Source organism: Deinococcus maricopensis DSM 21211, assembly GCF_000186385.1.
In the GTDB taxonomy this organism is placed as follows: domain Bacteria; phylum Deinococcota; class Deinococci; order Deinococcales; family Deinococcaceae; genus Deinococcus_B; species Deinococcus_B maricopensis.
Window position 1 is genome coordinate 570,454 of the sequence record NC_014958.1, and the last position, 13,839, is coordinate 584,292.

General features: G+C 64.7%; 19 protein-coding genes, 1 tRNA gene and 1 pseudogene. 2 read left to right on the forward strand and 19 right to left on the reverse strand.

Going from position 1 to position 13,839, the window contains the following annotated elements:
* Nucleotides 1-19: 19 nt before the first annotated feature.
* The 12 genes and pseudogenes from DEIMA_RS17705 to DEIMA_RS02475 all read right to left on the reverse strand — a co-directional run bounded on the left by DEIMA_RS17705 (nucleotide 20) and on the right by DEIMA_RS02475 (nucleotide 7,039).
* Entirely contained in the window at nucleotides 20-322 is a 303-nt protein-coding gene (locus tag DEIMA_RS17705; RefSeq protein ID WP_148234878.1) for a hypothetical protein, read from the reverse strand.
* A gap of 117 nt (nucleotides 323-439) precedes the next feature.
* Nucleotides 440-1,858 (reverse strand): hypothetical protein, encoded by a 1,419-nt coding sequence (locus DEIMA_RS17710; protein WP_148234879.1) that lies wholly within the window; start codon nucleotides 1,856-1,858, stop codon nucleotides 440-442.
* Nucleotides 1,839-2,060 carry a hypothetical protein gene (locus DEIMA_RS17715; protein ID WP_148234880.1) on the reverse strand — a complete coding sequence of 74 codons (222 nt, stop codon included), beginning with the start codon at nucleotides 2,058-2,060 and terminating at the stop codon, nucleotides 1,839-1,841. Before DEIMA_RS17715 ends, DEIMA_RS17710 begins: the two co-directional genes overlap by 20 nt.
* 347 nt (nucleotides 2,061-2,407) lie before the next feature.
* A complete protein-coding gene (locus DEIMA_RS17190) occupies nucleotides 2,408-3,301 on the reverse strand; it encodes a tyrosine-type recombinase/integrase (protein WP_013555649.1) in 894 nt (297 codons plus the stop codon).
* A 124-nt stretch (nucleotides 3,302-3,425) separates the two neighbouring features.
* Nucleotides 3,426-3,502, reverse strand: a tRNA-Ile gene (locus DEIMA_RS02445).
* 155 nt (nucleotides 3,503-3,657) lie between these two features.
* Nucleotides 3,658-4,629 (reverse strand): 6-phosphofructokinase, encoded by a 972-nt coding sequence (pfkA, locus tag DEIMA_RS02450; RefSeq protein WP_013555650.1) that lies wholly within the window; start codon nucleotides 4,627-4,629, stop codon nucleotides 3,658-3,660.
* 23 nt (nucleotides 4,630-4,652) lie between these two features.
* Complete coding sequence (rsmI, locus tag DEIMA_RS02455; RefSeq protein ID WP_013555651.1) at nucleotides 4,653-5,507, reverse strand: 16S rRNA (cytidine(1402)-2'-O)-methyltransferase; 855 nt, start codon at nucleotides 5,505-5,507, stop codon at nucleotides 4,653-4,655.
* A 4-nt stretch (nucleotides 5,508-5,511) separates the two neighbouring features.
* On the reverse strand, nucleotides 5,512-5,727 hold the full coding sequence (locus tag DEIMA_RS02460) for a hypothetical protein (protein WP_043817019.1): 216 nt from the start codon (nucleotides 5,725-5,727) through the stop codon (nucleotides 5,512-5,514).
* Nucleotides 5,724-6,140, reverse strand: coding sequence for a hypothetical protein (locus tag DEIMA_RS02465; RefSeq protein WP_043817020.1), 417 nt, complete (start codon nucleotides 6,138-6,140; stop codon nucleotides 5,724-5,726). The genes DEIMA_RS02460 and DEIMA_RS02465 overlap by 4 nt, the downstream gene beginning before the upstream one ends.
* A 187-nt stretch (nucleotides 6,141-6,327) precedes the next feature.
* Nucleotides 6,328-6,510, reverse strand: a pseudogene (locus tag DEIMA_RS18935) (GNAT family N-acetyltransferase); the annotation flags it as partial.
* Nucleotides 6,432-6,629 carry a hypothetical protein gene (locus tag DEIMA_RS02470; protein ID WP_043816391.1) on the reverse strand — a complete coding sequence of 66 codons (198 nt, stop codon included), beginning with the start codon at nucleotides 6,627-6,629 and terminating at the stop codon, nucleotides 6,432-6,434. The pseudogene DEIMA_RS18935 and the gene DEIMA_RS02470, both read right to left, overlap by 79 nt.
* Nucleotides 6,623-7,039 (reverse strand): hypothetical protein, encoded by a 417-nt coding sequence (locus DEIMA_RS02475; RefSeq protein WP_043816393.1) that lies wholly within the window; start codon nucleotides 7,037-7,039, stop codon nucleotides 6,623-6,625. The genes DEIMA_RS02470 and DEIMA_RS02475 overlap by 7 nt, the downstream gene beginning before the upstream one ends.
* A gap of 56 nt (nucleotides 7,040-7,095) precedes the next feature.
* On the opposite strand from DEIMA_RS02475, the gene DEIMA_RS02480 reads away from it, so the two are divergent.
* The gene (locus DEIMA_RS02480; protein ID WP_013555654.1) at nucleotides 7,096-8,481 is read left to right on the forward strand and encodes a DUF2252 domain-containing protein; all 1,386 of its coding nucleotides are present in this window, start codon (nucleotides 7,096-7,098) and stop codon (nucleotides 8,479-8,481) included.
* 24 nt (nucleotides 8,482-8,505) lie between these two features.
* Here DEIMA_RS02480 and DEIMA_RS17720 read toward each other — a convergent pair whose 3' ends face one another.
* The 5 genes from DEIMA_RS17720 to DEIMA_RS02500 form a co-directional block, all read right to left on the reverse strand.
* Nucleotides 8,506-8,829 (reverse strand): hypothetical protein, encoded by a 324-nt coding sequence (locus DEIMA_RS17720; protein WP_148234881.1) that lies wholly within the window; start codon nucleotides 8,827-8,829, stop codon nucleotides 8,506-8,508.
* Nucleotides 8,830-9,165: 336 nt separating this feature from the next.
* Nucleotides 9,166-9,618, reverse strand: coding sequence for a hypothetical protein (locus DEIMA_RS02485; protein ID WP_013555655.1), 453 nt, complete (start codon nucleotides 9,616-9,618; stop codon nucleotides 9,166-9,168).
* 22 nt (nucleotides 9,619-9,640) lie between these two features.
* Complete coding sequence (locus tag DEIMA_RS02490; RefSeq protein WP_013555656.1) at nucleotides 9,641-10,810, reverse strand: MFS transporter; 1,170 nt, start codon at nucleotides 10,808-10,810, stop codon at nucleotides 9,641-9,643.
* A gap of 93 nt (nucleotides 10,811-10,903) precedes the next feature.
* Complete coding sequence (locus tag DEIMA_RS02495; RefSeq protein ID WP_013555657.1) at nucleotides 10,904-11,533, reverse strand: CoA transferase subunit B; 630 nt, start codon at nucleotides 11,531-11,533, stop codon at nucleotides 10,904-10,906.
* Nucleotides 11,533-12,228 carry a CoA transferase subunit A gene (locus DEIMA_RS02500; protein ID WP_013555658.1) on the reverse strand — a complete coding sequence of 232 codons (696 nt, stop codon included), beginning with the start codon at nucleotides 12,226-12,228 and terminating at the stop codon, nucleotides 11,533-11,535. Before DEIMA_RS02500 ends, DEIMA_RS02495 begins: the two co-directional genes overlap by 1 nt.
* A 103-nt stretch (nucleotides 12,229-12,331) precedes the next feature.
* On the opposite strand from DEIMA_RS02500, the gene DEIMA_RS02505 reads away from it, so the two are divergent.
* Nucleotides 12,332-12,865, forward strand: a complete 534-nt coding sequence (locus tag DEIMA_RS02505) for a hypothetical protein (protein ID WP_043816396.1) — start codon at nucleotides 12,332-12,334, stop codon at nucleotides 12,863-12,865.
* Nucleotides 12,866-12,878: 13 nt separating this feature from the next.
* Here the strand turns inward: DEIMA_RS02505 and DEIMA_RS02510 are convergent, their stop codons facing one another.
* On the reverse strand, nucleotides 12,879-13,361 hold the full coding sequence (locus DEIMA_RS02510) for a CAP domain-containing protein (RefSeq protein WP_013555660.1): 483 nt from the start codon (nucleotides 13,359-13,361) through the stop codon (nucleotides 12,879-12,881).
* Between the two features lie 97 nt (nucleotides 13,362-13,458).
* On the reverse strand, nucleotides 13,459-13,779 hold the full coding sequence (locus DEIMA_RS02515; RefSeq protein WP_013555661.1) for a hypothetical protein: 321 nt from the start codon (nucleotides 13,777-13,779) through the stop codon (nucleotides 13,459-13,461).
* Between the last annotated feature and the right edge of the window lie 60 nt (nucleotides 13,780-13,839).

Genomic DNA, 13,839 nt, shown 5'->3' on the forward strand with positions numbered 1-13,839 from the left:
GTCGTCTCCATAGGGGTTGTCAAGCTGCTGGAGCATCCTCAATCCTTACATCCATAAGCTCCCATTGGTTATTGAGGTTGAGCTTGTATGTAGCTACTACTGTCCGCTCTTCCCCCGTATCCAAGAAAAGCTGCGTACGTTTTTTATACGTTGCGCCTGGGGTGGGAGTAGCGGAAGGAACTGCGTTGGAAAAGTTTTGCGTAGAGGAGCTTTTGAGCGTGGCGTTCCCATTCATAAGCGCAAGCGTGGAAGTAGCCACCAGCAGGGCGTCTAGCGTTTTGTGCAGGGCTTCCTGATAATTTTTTTCGAGTTGATTGTCCATTAAAATTCATTCTCCTGGCTAGGATTTTTGCCCCAGCCTTTGTTGTAAATCGTTGTATTGAAGCTCCACAAAGGCAGATTCTAGGCGGATGCCGTCACAGGCTGTGAAGTATTGAGGTTAAGCATCAAGTACGAGTGATGTGGCATAGCCCGCCTCTTCCGCCCTCGCATTCACCCGGCGAATCATTTCTTTCTCCAATTTCCCCGAGCGGTCATCTTTGAAGAAGTGGATGTAGACGCCATCGTGTAGCCAGAGGGTAATCAGCATCTTCCCTTCGTTCTCTTGAGCAAAGTCAATCACAGGCTGCATTAACCATTTTTCTCGGCTCTGCATTTCGAAAGCCAGCATGCTTCGGTATTTTCCACCGCCAACCATGCTTTTGCTGAAATCCCTTGGTTTATGTTCCTTGCCATCGGCATCTCTCGCTGTCTTTGTACTGCTAATCCTTTTGGCAGCTCGTTTGCGGCCTTGTAGGAGTGCCCCCAAATATTTATTGCTTTCGAGAAGGTTCAGATAATGAGCACGGGCTTTCTCGTCTGGACGATTTTTGGTGGCGTCGGAGTTTAACTGACCCAAAGCCTGACCGTAGAGAATGGCTAAGTTGTCAGGACTCATTCCAAACGCAGTCGAGTACACTAGGCGCTTAATTTTGCCCTTTTCCCCTATCGGTACGCCTAGACTGAGGCAAAGAGTATTCCAGACCTCACCGTTTTCAAGTAGAGCCTGAAGCTCACTAACTTCCCAGTGCTTAGCCATGATGGCGAGTTGAGCGGCTTTGAGGTCATAGTTTTTAGAAGGAGCGAGAATTGCTTTTCGGACGGTAGAAGGGAGATTCTGCAAGCTCGTGCCATTGGTATAGATGCGGTGCGTGTCGCCTTTGGCTTCGTAAAAAGGCTCAAAAGTATCTGGTAGATAGCTGAGCATCTGACTCACATATCCACGTTTTGCTTTTCCGTCAGCATCGTATATTGGCAGAGCCTCAATTGCTGACTCAGCAGCTTTTTGACGAGCATTATGTTGTCGGTTGAGAAAAGTGCTGGTGCGACTAGATGCGTTTAGGTAAAAGACATCAGGTCTAGGAACATCAGTGCGGCTCATGTAATTTTCTTTCCGCTCTATAAACGTCCGTTTTTTATCCTGTCGTTCCGATAGACTAAGGGGCTTGCCCCGCTCCAAATAAACACCCTGAGATTTATCAGTGGGCGGATGGAGTAGTTCTAGTTGAAGAGCATTTTTTAGTGGCTCAGGAATAATCTCAATCTCATATGCGCTCGCCCGACCATCTTTGAATCTATAACCTTGGCTAAGGAGATGAAGACCTGTTGCCTCTTCAAATTCTTTGGGAAAGATAGTGGCTCTATTGTAATTTCGACTCTTGCCATCAAGTTTATGGCTCAAGTCCTCCATATCAGCAAGAAGATGCTCAGGGCAAACTCGATAATTAGTATCTTCGTCCAGAAAGCGGCTGAAAAGCAGATAGTCAAGGAAACAGGCAAAGCGGGGTTCGGCAAGGGCTTCAGGAATCGTCTTCTTCACAATGTCGTAGAAATCTTTGGTAACCAGAGTAGGTTGGTATAACATCAAATTCTCCTTTAATGGCTAGATAATCAATAAACATGGCAGTACACCAACGGACTGTAGCAGACTTTGAAAAGCCACTCTTCCTCGAGAGTAACTCTAAAGCATCATCCATATGGCGATTGATTCGAACGGGTAGAACTCTATCTAACTTGGTCATGACTACAGCGTATACACAAGACGTGACTAAGTACAACAATCAATTGCTGGATACATTCATAGGTGCTTAAACTAAAAACCACTAGAAATATATAAATACTGTTGTAGACACCATCCTAAAATTCTTTGGCCCTTGATAACAATTTCCGGTCTGGCAACCTCGTGTTTTCCCCTCCTTTCATATAACAAGTTTACTATTTCTTCGCTTCGAAATGTGTGTTGACTCTCCTTTTTCACAAGCGGCACAAGCGTTACCGCTATTAGTAATAATTTTCACAAGCATTACTGGGATTAATTAATCGGAGTCTCCTACCCAAGCGCAGGTAGGAGACTCAACTGGGAATATTTTCAGAGGTTATCTACAGGCGAGAAACGTAAGTGTGCCGCCTTCAGGTCATCGTCAAGAAACGTTACATAGCGACGGGTCATATCAAGGCTGCTATGACCCATAATTTGCTGCAATGTGAACACATCGCCACCATTGCGAAGGAACTCGACCGCAAAACCTCGTCGGAACGCATGAGGGGCACAAGCCTCTCTCTCTATCCCGGTACTTCTGGCGAGCTTAGCAAGCCGGATGCTGATACCACTGCGAGTCATGACTTCACCGCTCCGGCTGAGGAAAACGTGTGGGACCCCTGGATGGCGCTGTTTGCGTTCTCGCCGGAGATAGGCACTGGTGGCGCTCATCGCTTTGGAACCAACCGGAACAAACCGCTCTTTATTCCCCTTGCCAACCACACGGATTAGCCCTCGCTCGAACTGCAAGTCCTCTAACTTCAGCCCAATAAGCTCGTGAACACGTAATCCGGTATCCAGCAGCATCAGGACGATTGCTGAGTCTCTAAGGGGCCTCTCCGTGCCTTTACAGGCCTTCAGCAAGCTTCGCATGACCTCTACCGTGACTGTTGGCTGGCGCTCCTTAGGCAACGACGGGAGTTCAAGCCGCACAGCAGGGTTCCGGGTTAACAACTCTTCCCTGAATCCCCAGTTGAATACCGCTTTGAGTGCTCTTGCTTGAGCGTGAATGCCTCCAGGGCCTAAACCTTGATCTCCCAACCAAACAAGGAAAGCTCGGAGATGAGTAACGGTAAGCTCGTCAGTATCCGGCGTGATGCCTTCTTGCTCCAAGAACCGATGGAGTGTCCTCCGGGATACGTCATAGAAATTCAGGGTGTTTTTGCTACGGCGCTTAATTCGGAGGTGATAAGCGAACTGTTCGTAGAGGGCAGTGGCTTCCATGCGTCTGCTCCTTTCCGACAGTGTTTGGCTTCTATTGGGGAGCGCACGACAGAGGAGGCGTAAGGTACTGATGGCGAACCGAAAAACAAGAAAACCCTGCCACTAGGACAGGGTTTTCTCTTTCTGGTACGGAAGGGCAGATTTGAACTGCCGACCTCACGCTTATCAGGCGTGCGCTCTAACCAACTGAGCTACTCCCGTGCGCCCTTGCTTAGGCGAAAGGTAATGTAGCAAAGGGAACTCCCAGTGTCAACGCATGCCCGGGCCGTCAGACGTGCCCTGCACCCGGCACCCTCGCGTCAGCAACAGCGGGGGCCACCGGGGAACACCCAGTGGCCCCGCCTGCACGTGCGCGCTCAGACGCTGAGCAGTTTCGCGCAGCGGTACAGGTCGCGGTTCACGTCCTTGCGTTTCTCCCAGGTGTCCTGCAGCGGCGTGTAGCTGATCTCGCCGTTCGTGCGGCCCACCATCACGCCGGAAATGCCGTCCATGAAGGCCTGCACGGCGGCCTCCCCGAGGCGCGACGCGAGGATGCGGTCACTGCTGACCGGCGTGCCGCCACGCTGGATGTGCCCGAGGATGCTGACGCGCGTTTCCAGGCCCGTGCCGTCCTCGATGGCTTTCGCGACGCCCATCGCGCCGCCCGGGTACCCCTCGGCGACGATCACGATGCTGCTCGCCTTGCCCTTGCGCAGGCTCTCCTGAATAACGTGCACGATGTCCGCCACCGGCTTCTCGTCCTCGGGAATGAAGACTTCCTCGGCGCCGCCGGCGATGGCGACGTCCAGGGCAATGTGGCCGGCGTGGCGGCCCATGACCTCGATGACAAAGATGCGTTCGTGGCTGGCGCCGGTGTCGCGGAGCTTGTCGACGGCGTCCAGGGCGGTTTCGACGGCCGTGAAGTACCCGATGGTGTGGTCGGTGCCGTACAGGTCGTTGTCGATGGTGCCGGGCAGGCCGATCACGGGGATGCCGTGTTCTTCCATGAGGTAGTGCGCGCCGTGGAAGGAGCCGTCGCCGCCGATGACGACGAGGCCGTCCACGTGCCACTTGCGGAGGTGTTCGGCGCCGAGTGCGCGGCCTTCGGGGCTGCGCCACGTGCGGCTGCGGGCGGTGAGCAGGATGGTACCGCCGCGCTGAATGGTGTTGGCGACGTCGCGCGGGCCGAGCAGGCTCATGTCGCCTTCGTGCAGGCCCTGGAAGCCGCGGCGGACGCCGACGACTTCGATGCCGTTTGAGGTGGCGGAGCGGACGACGGCGCGGATCGCGGCGTTCATGCCGGGGGCGTCCCCTCCGCTGGTGAGCACGGCGATGCGTTTGATGGTCATGAGGGGGCCTCCGGGGTTGACGTTCAGGGCGTGCGCGCCGCGTTCACGGCACGCACGGCCAGTTCGTAAGCGTCATTTTTACGTAAACCCTGCGCCTGCAACAAGTCACGTATATCTCGCGCGGACTTCCCCTGCCCGGCCAGGTCCACCGCGAGCCCCTCCAGATCGGCAATGTCCACCCCCGCGTCGTCCGTGACGGGGCAGCCTTCCACAACGACCACGATCTCGCCGCGCACGCCCTCCGCGAAGCGCGCCGCGAGTTCCGCGAGGGAGCCGCGCGCCGTCTCCTCGAACTTCTTGCTGAGTTCCCGCGTGACCGACGCGCGCCGCGCCGCGCCGCACGCCCCCGCGAGGTCGGCCAGCGTGTCCGCGAGGCGGTGCGGGCTCTCGTACAGAATCGTCGTTTCCGCGCGCGCCGCGACCGCCGCGAGCCGCTCCCGCCGGTCCCGGCCGCTGCGCGGCAGGAACCCCTCGAACGTGAAGCGCGCGGTCGGCAGGCCCGACAGCACCAGCGCCGGCACGAACGCCGTCGCGCCCGGCAGGACCTCCACGTCCCCGCCCGCATCGAGCGCCACGCGCACCAGTTCTGCACCCGGGTCGGACACGCCCGGCGTGCCCGCGTCCGACACGTACGCGAGGCGCGGGTAGCGTTCCAGCACGCTGCCCGCCCGCCCCATGGTGTGCGCGTCCAGGCGCACCAGCGGTCGGCTCACGCCCAGGTGCGTGAGCAGCGCACCGGTGCGGCGCGTGTCCTCGCACGCCACCGCGTCCGCGCCGCGCAGCACCTCCACCGCCCGGAACGTAATGTCCCCGAGGTTCCCCACCGGGGTCGGCACCAGCCACACCCGCACGCCACGGTCCTGCGCGTCCACGGTCACCGCGTCACTCCTCGGTCGGCGCGGCGTTCATGACGAGGCCCGGCGTAACCGGTTTCATGCGGACCTTCACCTTCCGCTTCCCGCGCAGGGCGTTCGTGATGCGCGCGCGCAGCAGCTCCGCCTCGCCGACCGTCACGGTCACGATCGTTCCCTCCGGCAGCTGCACGCCCTCCACGAGGACCACCACGCCGTCCTCCACGATGCCTTTGTACGCCTTCACGAATTCCTCCTCCGGTACCATTCCGTGCGGGTGAGCGCCTCACGCAGGGCCACGATCTCACTCTCGCGCGCGCCACCCAGGCACGCGTAACGGTCCACGATCTGCGCCGCCTCGCGCCGACGGTCCAGCTTCAGGAGCATCTGCGCGAGGTGCTCGCCGTCCACGTAGTACGCGCGCGGGTCCTCCGGGTCCATCAGCACCTGGGCGCGCGCCGTGTCCAGGCGTTCCAGGTCCGTGCGGTGCCGCCCCACGCGCCAGCGGATGATGCCGCTCGACACCAGGAACGTCAGCGCCGCCAGGACCGCGATCGTGATGACCGTCTCCGGCACGCCGTACTCGTTCGCGATGCGCACGACCAGCGGAAAGAAGAACGACAGGATCACCAGCACTGCCAGCGTCGCCGCGTAATTCACGCCCACCTCCGTCGCGACCCAGGACGCTCCATTGAGGCCCAGTGTACCGCCCGCGCGGAAAACGGGCATACCGCCGAATCTTTAGATGTGCGTCCTGCACCCGCGCGTGAGGGCTCGCGCCGACCCACGTGTACCCGAGACGGCGGTACACGCGGTGGCTGACCAGGTTCGTGAGGTCCGTGTACAGCGCCACGAACGCTCGGCCCGCCGCGAACGCCTCCCGCGTCACGGCCGCCGTCAGGGCCCCGGCGTACCCGCGCCCGCACACCGCCGGACGGGTGTACACGGCGTTCACGCGGCCCCCCCGCCCACCGCGCGCGTCGGCCCCGTCAGGGCAGTGTGCGCCTCTACCTCGCCGTTCACGACCCACACGAAAAACGAGCCCACCGTGATGCCCGCGCGGAGGTGCGCCTCGGCGGCCCCCGCCGTCATGGGCGGGTCGCCCGGCAGGGCCTCCGCCGAGAACGCCCGCAGCAAGCCGCTCAACACAGGCAGGTCATCCAGGGTCGCCGCGCGGCACGCGCCGGGCGCGTCCGGCCCGCGCGGCGGCTCGTGAATGGCGTACAGGCCTCACGCGCCAGGGGCGCCGCAGCCCCACCCGCCGTGAGCAGGGCGTGCACGCTCTCGGGCGGGCCCATGACTCGCGCGGCTCCACCCAGCGCCGCGCTCGCCAGCACCTCGAACGCCTCCGGCGGGCCGTCCGACAGAAGCAGCCGGTCGCCCACCGCGAGCGCCGCGCCAATCACCTGCCTCCCCTCCCGTACGGTCGCTGCGAACCGCGCGGTCTGCGCGCCGCCCGCGACGCCCAGCATCAGGACATGCAGGACTTCCTGCGCCCGCAGGAACGCGTCTGCGTCCGCACGCCACGCCGTCAGGTCCACGGCCCGCACCAACTCCATCCGTGCGTCTTACCCCCCTGCTCCACCCTGTCGGCGCCACTGTGCTCTGATACGGCATGCCCCAGCACGTCCTGCCCACGACGCCCCAGGCGTCCCGCGCGGACCGGCACGCCGAAGGCAAAGCGCGCCGGCAGGCCGTCCCACGCCGCCACCACGCGACGTTCACGCCAAGCCCGGACCGCCCCGACCCGCTGCAGGTCCTGCGCGCGAACGACCGCAGCGTCCTCCCGCACCTGCTCGCCCTGCGGTACGGGCGCCTGAGCGCCAGCCCGTTCGCGTTCTACCGCGGCACCGCCGGCCTGATGGCCTTCGACCTGTCCGGCACGCCCACCACCGGCTGGCCCGTCCAGGCGAGCGGCGACGCGCACTGCGCGAACTTCGGCGCGTTCGCCACCGCCGAACGCAACCTCGTCTTCGACCTGAACGACTTCGACGAAACGCACCCCGCCCCGTGGGAGTGGGACGTGAAACGCCTCGCGGCCAGCCTCGTGCTGGCCGCGCGCGCCGCCGGACACAGCGAAGCGGACGCGCGGCACGCCGCCCTCAGCGCCGCCCGCGCGTACCGCCTGCACACCCGCACGTACGCGGACATGACGCACTTGGACATCTGGTACGACCGCATTGACGCGCACGAAGCGCTCGCGGACACCGCCCACGACGCGTTCACCGACGCGATGTTCCGCACCGCCCGCAAACGCACCGGGCAGCACGCCCTCGCGCGCTTCGCGACGCGCGGCCCGGACGGACGCTGGCGCGTGCGCGACGAGCCGCCGCTGCTCACGCACCCGAACGACCCGGACGCAGAAGCGTGGGTGGAGGAAGTCCGCCTCGGGTACTTCGAAAGCGTCCCCGAGGACCGCCGGGTGCTCCTCGCCCGCTACCACCTGACCGACTGGGCGTTGAAGGTCACGGGCGTGGGCAGCGCCGGACGGCGCGTGCTGGTGCTGCTGCTCCTCGCCGACGACGGCCAGAACCCGGACGACGTGCTGTTCCTGCAGGTCAAGGAAGCCCGCGCGAGCGTGCTGGAGCCGTTCACGGCGCCGTGCGGCGCGCGCAACGCCGCGCACCGCATCGTGCGTGGGCAGCGCCTGATGCAGGCCGCTGGTGATCCGTTTCTCGGCTGGGCGACGCGCGGGGACCACGCGTTCTACGTGCGGCAACTGCGGGACATGAAGGGCAGTTTCGAACTGGAAGGCGTGTCGCCGCGCGGTCTGGAGGAGTACGCCGAGCTGTGCGCGTGGGCGCTTGCCCGCGCACACGCGCGCACCGGGGACGCCGTGCGGGTGGGCGGCTACCTCGGCAAGGGGGAGGGGTTCGAGGCGAGCGTCGCGGCGTTCGCGGTGACCTACGCGGACGTCGCCGAGCGGGACCACGCGCGGTTGCTCGCGGCGATTCGCACTGGTGAGATCCTCGCTGAACAGGACGCTGGTTCTCCAGCGTGACCTGCTTCTGGCACTGAGGTCGTTTCAGTAAGAAAACCGGCTCAGGTTCGGATCTTGAACTGCGTACGTGGTCACTCGTGAGGACTCGCGGACATGGATGGCCACCTGATCGTGGTCGTCACGGCTGCTGGAATAGGTTGCGTTCGCGCCTTGGAACATCATGCTTTGATCCGGGTAGGTAATCACGGTCTTCAGTGGAAATCGCAGAGAATGAGTGGCTTGGGAGTAAAAACCTCCCGACTGAGTATTTGAGGATCTTGGATCGCCTTCGCCGAATTGAAAGAGACTTTTCAGCGGATAAGGACACGCCTGAAACATAAAACCGGTGTTCTCGAAGACGTAGATCATCACCGTTTTCCTTGTATGCGGCGACGTCGATCGAGTGCGTAGCAATAAGCGCCACAGCACACAAGGCATAAACCCCTCTGGCTGTGCTTATGACAAAAGGAAATGTCACGGATAGAAAAAGACCGGTCAGAGTACTGCGCCATACGTATGACTTTTGATTGGAATGAGTCTCCGCTGGTGTCCTTGCTCCTCCGGGCGAATGGTCAAGTGCCGAGGAGTCGCGGGACTTCAAAAGAGCGGAGTCAGCTCAATGCTGACTCCACCAGTTCGGCGTATTGGCGCCGGTCCGCACCCGGCATGGATCACACGGCGCTCAGAGCCGCCGCTTGATAACACTCATGCGTGACCCGGCGGCCCCTTGAGGCCGCGTTGCCCTGGGAACCGCAGCGCCAGGCTGAACGGCGCACGCACCTGGAGGGCTAGCGTGAACGGTGCGGCCAGCTGCACGCCCACCGCGCCGGGCGCGATGACCTGCACGCCCACCGAGAAGGGCGCGAGGGCCTGCACTGCGACGGCGCCGGGCGCGACGGTCTGCAGGCCCACGGCGAGCGCTGCGACCGCCTGCGCGCCAACGGCGAGTGGGGCGAGGGACTGGCTGCTCAGGGTGCCGAGTGCGCCCGCGAGGGCGCCCGCGCCGAGGGGCGCGACCGCGTGGGCGGCAGCCGCGGTGGGCGCGACGGCCAAGGCGGTGGCGGACAGGGGCGCGCCGGCGAGCGCGCCCGCTTGGCCGGCGGGGACGGTGAGGGCCCCCGCGCGGCGGGGCGGCACGGCGTACGCAGTTCGGGGCATGGCTCAGCGTACGCCGCTGCGGTCAGTGGCCGGGGAGTTCCGCCGCGTGGGTGGAGGCGCGCGCACGGGTACGCCGCAGGGCGTGCAGCAGCAGCGCGGTGAGGTAGAGGGCGGCGCCGAGGGCGAAGGTGCCGGGCGCGCCTGCGAACTGCCACACGAATCCGCCGATGATCGGGCCGATGGCGTAGCCGAGCGTTTCGAAGGTCATGACGGTGCCCCACGCGGCGGAGCGGTGTTCCTGCGGGAGGGTGCGGTCGAGCAGGCCGTTCCAGCCGGCGGTGAATGCGGCGAATCCGGCGGCGAACAGCGGGAGGATCAGGTACAGGCGCGTTTCGGGGTGGGGGAGGGCGAGGAGCGTGAAGGCGCTGGCGAGGGCGAGCAGGCCCGGCAGGAGCGCCGTGCGGGGCGCGGTGCGGTCCGCGAGGCGCCCCGCGAGGGGGACGACGGCGGCGGCGAGCGCGGCGGCGAGCAGGCCGGGCAGCAGCAGGTCGCGGAAGGTCACGCCGATGCGGTCGAGGAAGGGGTAGAACAGCGTCATCATCAGGCCGGGCGCGAGCGTCTGGAGTATGGCGGGAGGGAGCAGTCCGGCGACGTCCGCCCAGGAGCGTCGGGGGGTGGCGCGCGCGGCGGGCGGGACGCGCAGGTTTACGAGGCTCAGCGCGACGAGCAGCGCGAGGACCTGCGCGGTGAGCAGGGCCGGGAAGGCGAATGCGGGGGCGTTGCGCATCAGGACGCCGACGCCGACGGCGCCGAGGGCGATGCCGGGCGTGGCGCTGAGCGTCGTGAGGCTGAGGGCGCGGGCCTGCTGGCCTTCGTGGGCGTCGCGGCTGACGACGGTCATGATGCCGGGCCACATGGCGGTGAAGGTGAGGCCCCACAGGACGCTGAGGGCGAGCGGCACCACCCAGGACAGCGCGGCGAGGGTGAAGGCGACGAGCAGCAGGCCCGCGAGGGCCGCGGCGACCAGCAGGCGCCCGACGCCCCAGCGTTCCGTGAGGACGCCGACGGGTCCTTTGGCGAGGGCGTCCGCGAGGTAGTGCCCGCCGACGATCAGGCCGACGGTGCCGGTCGTCAGGGCGAATTCGCCGCTCCGGAGGGGCAGGAACGCCACGAAGAAGCCGGAGCGGACGAACTCGTTGAGGATCAGCAGCAGGATCAGGCGCAGGACCAGCGCGGGATGGCTCCAGGGCACACGTCAGTGTAGGGGCCGGTTCGCTGCATGGACTTGATCAATCCTGCATACGGCGGTAATATGAGGTTATCACCGCCGAGGAAGGCGGTTTTTTTATTGCTGGATGTCGACCCCGGTGTTGCGCTGGAGCTCCTCGAAGGAGACGTGTGGGGCGAGTTCGACGAGGCGCAGGCCGGTGGGGGTGACGTCGAGGACAGCGAGGTCCGTGATGATGCGGTGCACGACGCGCACACCCGTGAGCGGCAGGGTGCACGCCGGCAGGAGCTTCTGGGCGCCGCCCTTGGCGGTGTGTTCCATCAGGACCACCACGCGGCGCACGCCCGCCACGAGGTCCATGGCGCCGCCCATGCCCTTGACCATCTTGCCGGGAATCATCCAATTGGCGAGGTCCCCGCGCGCGCTGACCTGCATGGCCCCCAGAATCGCGACGTCCACGTGCCCGCCGCGAATCATGGCGAAGCTGTCGGCACTGCTGAAGAAGCTGGCGCCGGGCGTGGCGGTCACGGTCTGCTTCCCGGCGTTGATCAGGTCCGCGTCGACCTCGGCGTCGGTGGGGAAGGGCCCGATGCCCAGCAGGCCGTTCTCGCTCTGCAGCGTGACGTTCACGCCGGGCGGCAGGTGGTTGGCGACCAGGGTGGGCAGCCCGATGCCGAGGTTGACGTACATGCCGTCCTGCAACTCCTGCGCGGCGCGCGCCGCCATCTGCTCACGGGTCCAGGGCATCAGTGACGCACCGTCCGCTGCTCAATGCGTTTCTCGGGGGTGGGGTGGTGGACGACGCGCTGCACGAAGATGCCCGGCGTGTGAATCTGGTCCGGGTCGAGTTCGCCAACCTCGACGAGCTCCTCGACTTCGGCGATGGTGACGCGCCCGCAGGTGGCGACCATCGGGTTGAAGTTGCGGGCGGTCTTGCGGTAAATCAGGTTCCCGGCGCGGTCGCCCCGCCAGGCCTTGACCAGGGCGACGTCCGCGCGAATGGCGCGCTCCAGCAGGTACGTTTCACCGTCGAACTCCGCGGTGGGTTTGCCGTCGGCGACCGGGGTGCCCACGCCGGTTTTGGTGTAGAAGGCGGGAATGCCGGCGCCGCCGGCCCGCAGGCGCTCGGCGAGGGTGCCCTGCGGGGTGAATTCCACGTCGAGTTCGCCGGCGAGGTACTGGCGTTCGAATTCGGCGTTCTCGCCGACGTAGCTGCTGATCATCTTGCGGATCTGGCGGGTGTGCAGCAGCACGCCCAGGCCGAAGTCGGTGACGCCGGCGTTGTTGCTGGCGACGGTGAGGTCGCGCGCGCCGGTGTCGCGCAGCGCGGTGATGAGCGCTTCGGGAATGCCGCACAGCCCGAAGCCGCCCACCGCGATGAGCTGCCCGTCGTGCACCACGTCCGACAGCGCCGCCCGCCCACTCTCATACACCTTGGTCATTGCTGGTTCCCCTGCATGCGCCCAGCATAACGAACGTTAGGAAGTTGGAGGGCGCGTGGACCCGGGCCACGCGCCTGGCCCCGGGCAGGCTCTAAGCTCAGGCATGTTCTCCCGTGTTGCCCTGATTGCCGGCGGTACCGACGACGTCGGCCTCGCCATCGCGCGCGACCTGCGTGCGGACGGCCTGCGCGTGGCCGTGCAGGGCCCCCCGACCCTCTGGGCGAAGAACGTCGCCGAACTCAACGACTTCATCTTTCTCGCCCTAGATGACGCCTTCACCGAGGACACCCTGAGCCGCGCCCTCGACGAACTCACGTGGGTGTACCGCACCCTGGACGTGCTCGTGACGGTCAGCGCCCCGGACGCCGCCCTGCCCGCCGCGCTCGCCCGGCGCGTCGCCGATCGGCTCGGCGAGCGCGGCGAGGGCCGGCTGGTGCACGTGACGCTCGGCGGGCCGCCCGCGTGGACGCCCGAGCCGGCGCGGCGCGGCCTGACCGTGAACGCCGTCCACGCGGACCTGCCGTCCGGGCAGGCCCGCCCGCTCAGCGCCGGGGACGTGGCCGCGCTCGTCCGCATGCTCGTGCAGCCGGCCGGGTGGTGCGTGACGGGCACGACCCTGCACCTGGCTGGTCGGTAGGGCGCGCCGGGCGTTATTTCGGCTGGCTGCTGAGGGTCATGACGTACGCGGTGCCGCGCGGGCCGCGGATGACGCTGGCGCCCACGTGGTTGTACCGCGCGTCGGTCATGTAGAAGCAGTGCACGGGGGAGTTCAGCCACCAGTTGATGGCCGCGTCGGCACTCAGGCCGCTGTTCATGTAGATGATTTCGGTGACGCTCACGGCGTTCACGCCGACGCTGGCGGCGCGGACGCGGGGCGTGCTGCCGTCCTGTCCGGTGTGCGTGATGCGGCCACTGGCGGCCATGTACACCGCCTGGGTGTTCGCGCTCCTGGCGAGGGCGGGGGTCCAGCTGAGCGTGCCCGCGACGGGGCGTCGGCCGCTGCCGGGGCAGGTGACGCCCTGCGCGCGAATGGCGTTGAGGCGGTTGACCAGCTGCGCTTCCAGGGTCTGGGCCGTGGCGGCGCTGCTCAGCAGCGTGGCCAGAAGACCGGTGAACACGGCAAGTTGACGCATGTGCGCCGAGCGTACCCTGAACGTGAGCGCCGCAGCAAGGAGGTTTTAAACAAACCTCATGTGCTGCGGCGTGCCCGGGCCCTGCCGGACCAGCGGCTCAGAACTCTTCGTGCATCAGGGCGTCACTGAGCTGCGGGTGGCGCGGCAGCGCCTCCAGACGGCGGATCAGCGCAGCGGCCTGCTCGATGGTGAGGTCAATGGCGACGTCCTCGCAGAACGGCAGGTCGTAGATGGGCTCCCCCTGACCGCGCGCGAAGCTGAGCGCGGCCAGCTCGAAGGTGAGGTTCGGGGCGCGCATGACGTGCGCGCCGTAACCGTTGTTGAAGCGGAAGGTGTACAGTTCGCCTTCGGGCAGGGTCTGCGCGGCGGGCAGCGTCGGAATGCCGGGGAACATCATGGTGGGGACGTAGGTGGTCACAGCTGGGGGGTCTCCTCGGGGGCGTTGCCTCCAAGGTACGTTGAAAAATCACACACTTTT

Coding starts and splice junctions, on each gene's coding strand:
- DEIMA_RS17705 (WP_148234878.1), bottom strand. CDS start 322: ATGGACAATCAACTCGAAAAAAATTATCAGGAAGCCCTGCACAAAACG.
- DEIMA_RS17715 (WP_148234880.1), bottom strand. CDS start 2,060: ATGACCAAGTTAGATAGAGTTCTACCCGTTCGAATCAATCGCCATATG.
- DEIMA_RS17190 (WP_013555649.1), bottom strand. CDS start 3,301: ATGGAAGCCACTGCCCTCTACGAACAGTTCGCTTATCACCTCCGAATT.
- DEIMA_RS17720 (WP_148234881.1), bottom strand. CDS start 8,829: ATGATCTACGTCTTCGAGAACACCGGTTTTATGTTTCAGGCGTGTCCT.
- DEIMA_RS02475 (WP_043816393.1), bottom strand. CDS start 7,039: ATGGAGTTGGTGCGGGCCGTGGACCTGACGGCGTGGCGTGCGGACGCA.
- DEIMA_RS02480 (WP_013555654.1), top strand. CDS start 7,096: ATGCCCCAGCACGTCCTGCCCACGACGCCCCAGGCGTCCCGCGCGGAC.
- DEIMA_RS02495 (WP_013555657.1), bottom strand. CDS start 11,533: ATGCCCTGGACCCGTGAGCAGATGGCGGCGCGCGCCGCGCAGGAGTTG.
- DEIMA_RS02510 (WP_013555660.1), bottom strand. CDS start 13,361: ATGCGTCAACTTGCCGTGTTCACCGGTCTTCTGGCCACGCTGCTGAGC.
- pfkA (WP_013555650.1), bottom strand. CDS start 4,629: ATGACCATCAAACGCATCGCCGTGCTCACCAGCGGAGGGGACGCCCCC.
- DEIMA_RS02500 (WP_013555658.1), bottom strand. CDS start 12,228: ATGACCAAGGTGTATGAGAGTGGGCGGGCGGCGCTGTCGGACGTGGTG.
- DEIMA_RS02505 (WP_043816396.1), top strand. CDS start 12,332: ATGTTCTCCCGTGTTGCCCTGATTGCCGGCGGTACCGACGACGTCGGC.
- DEIMA_RS02485 (WP_013555655.1), bottom strand. CDS start 9,618: ATGCCCCGAACTGCGTACGCCGTGCCGCCCCGCCGCGCGGGGGCCCTC.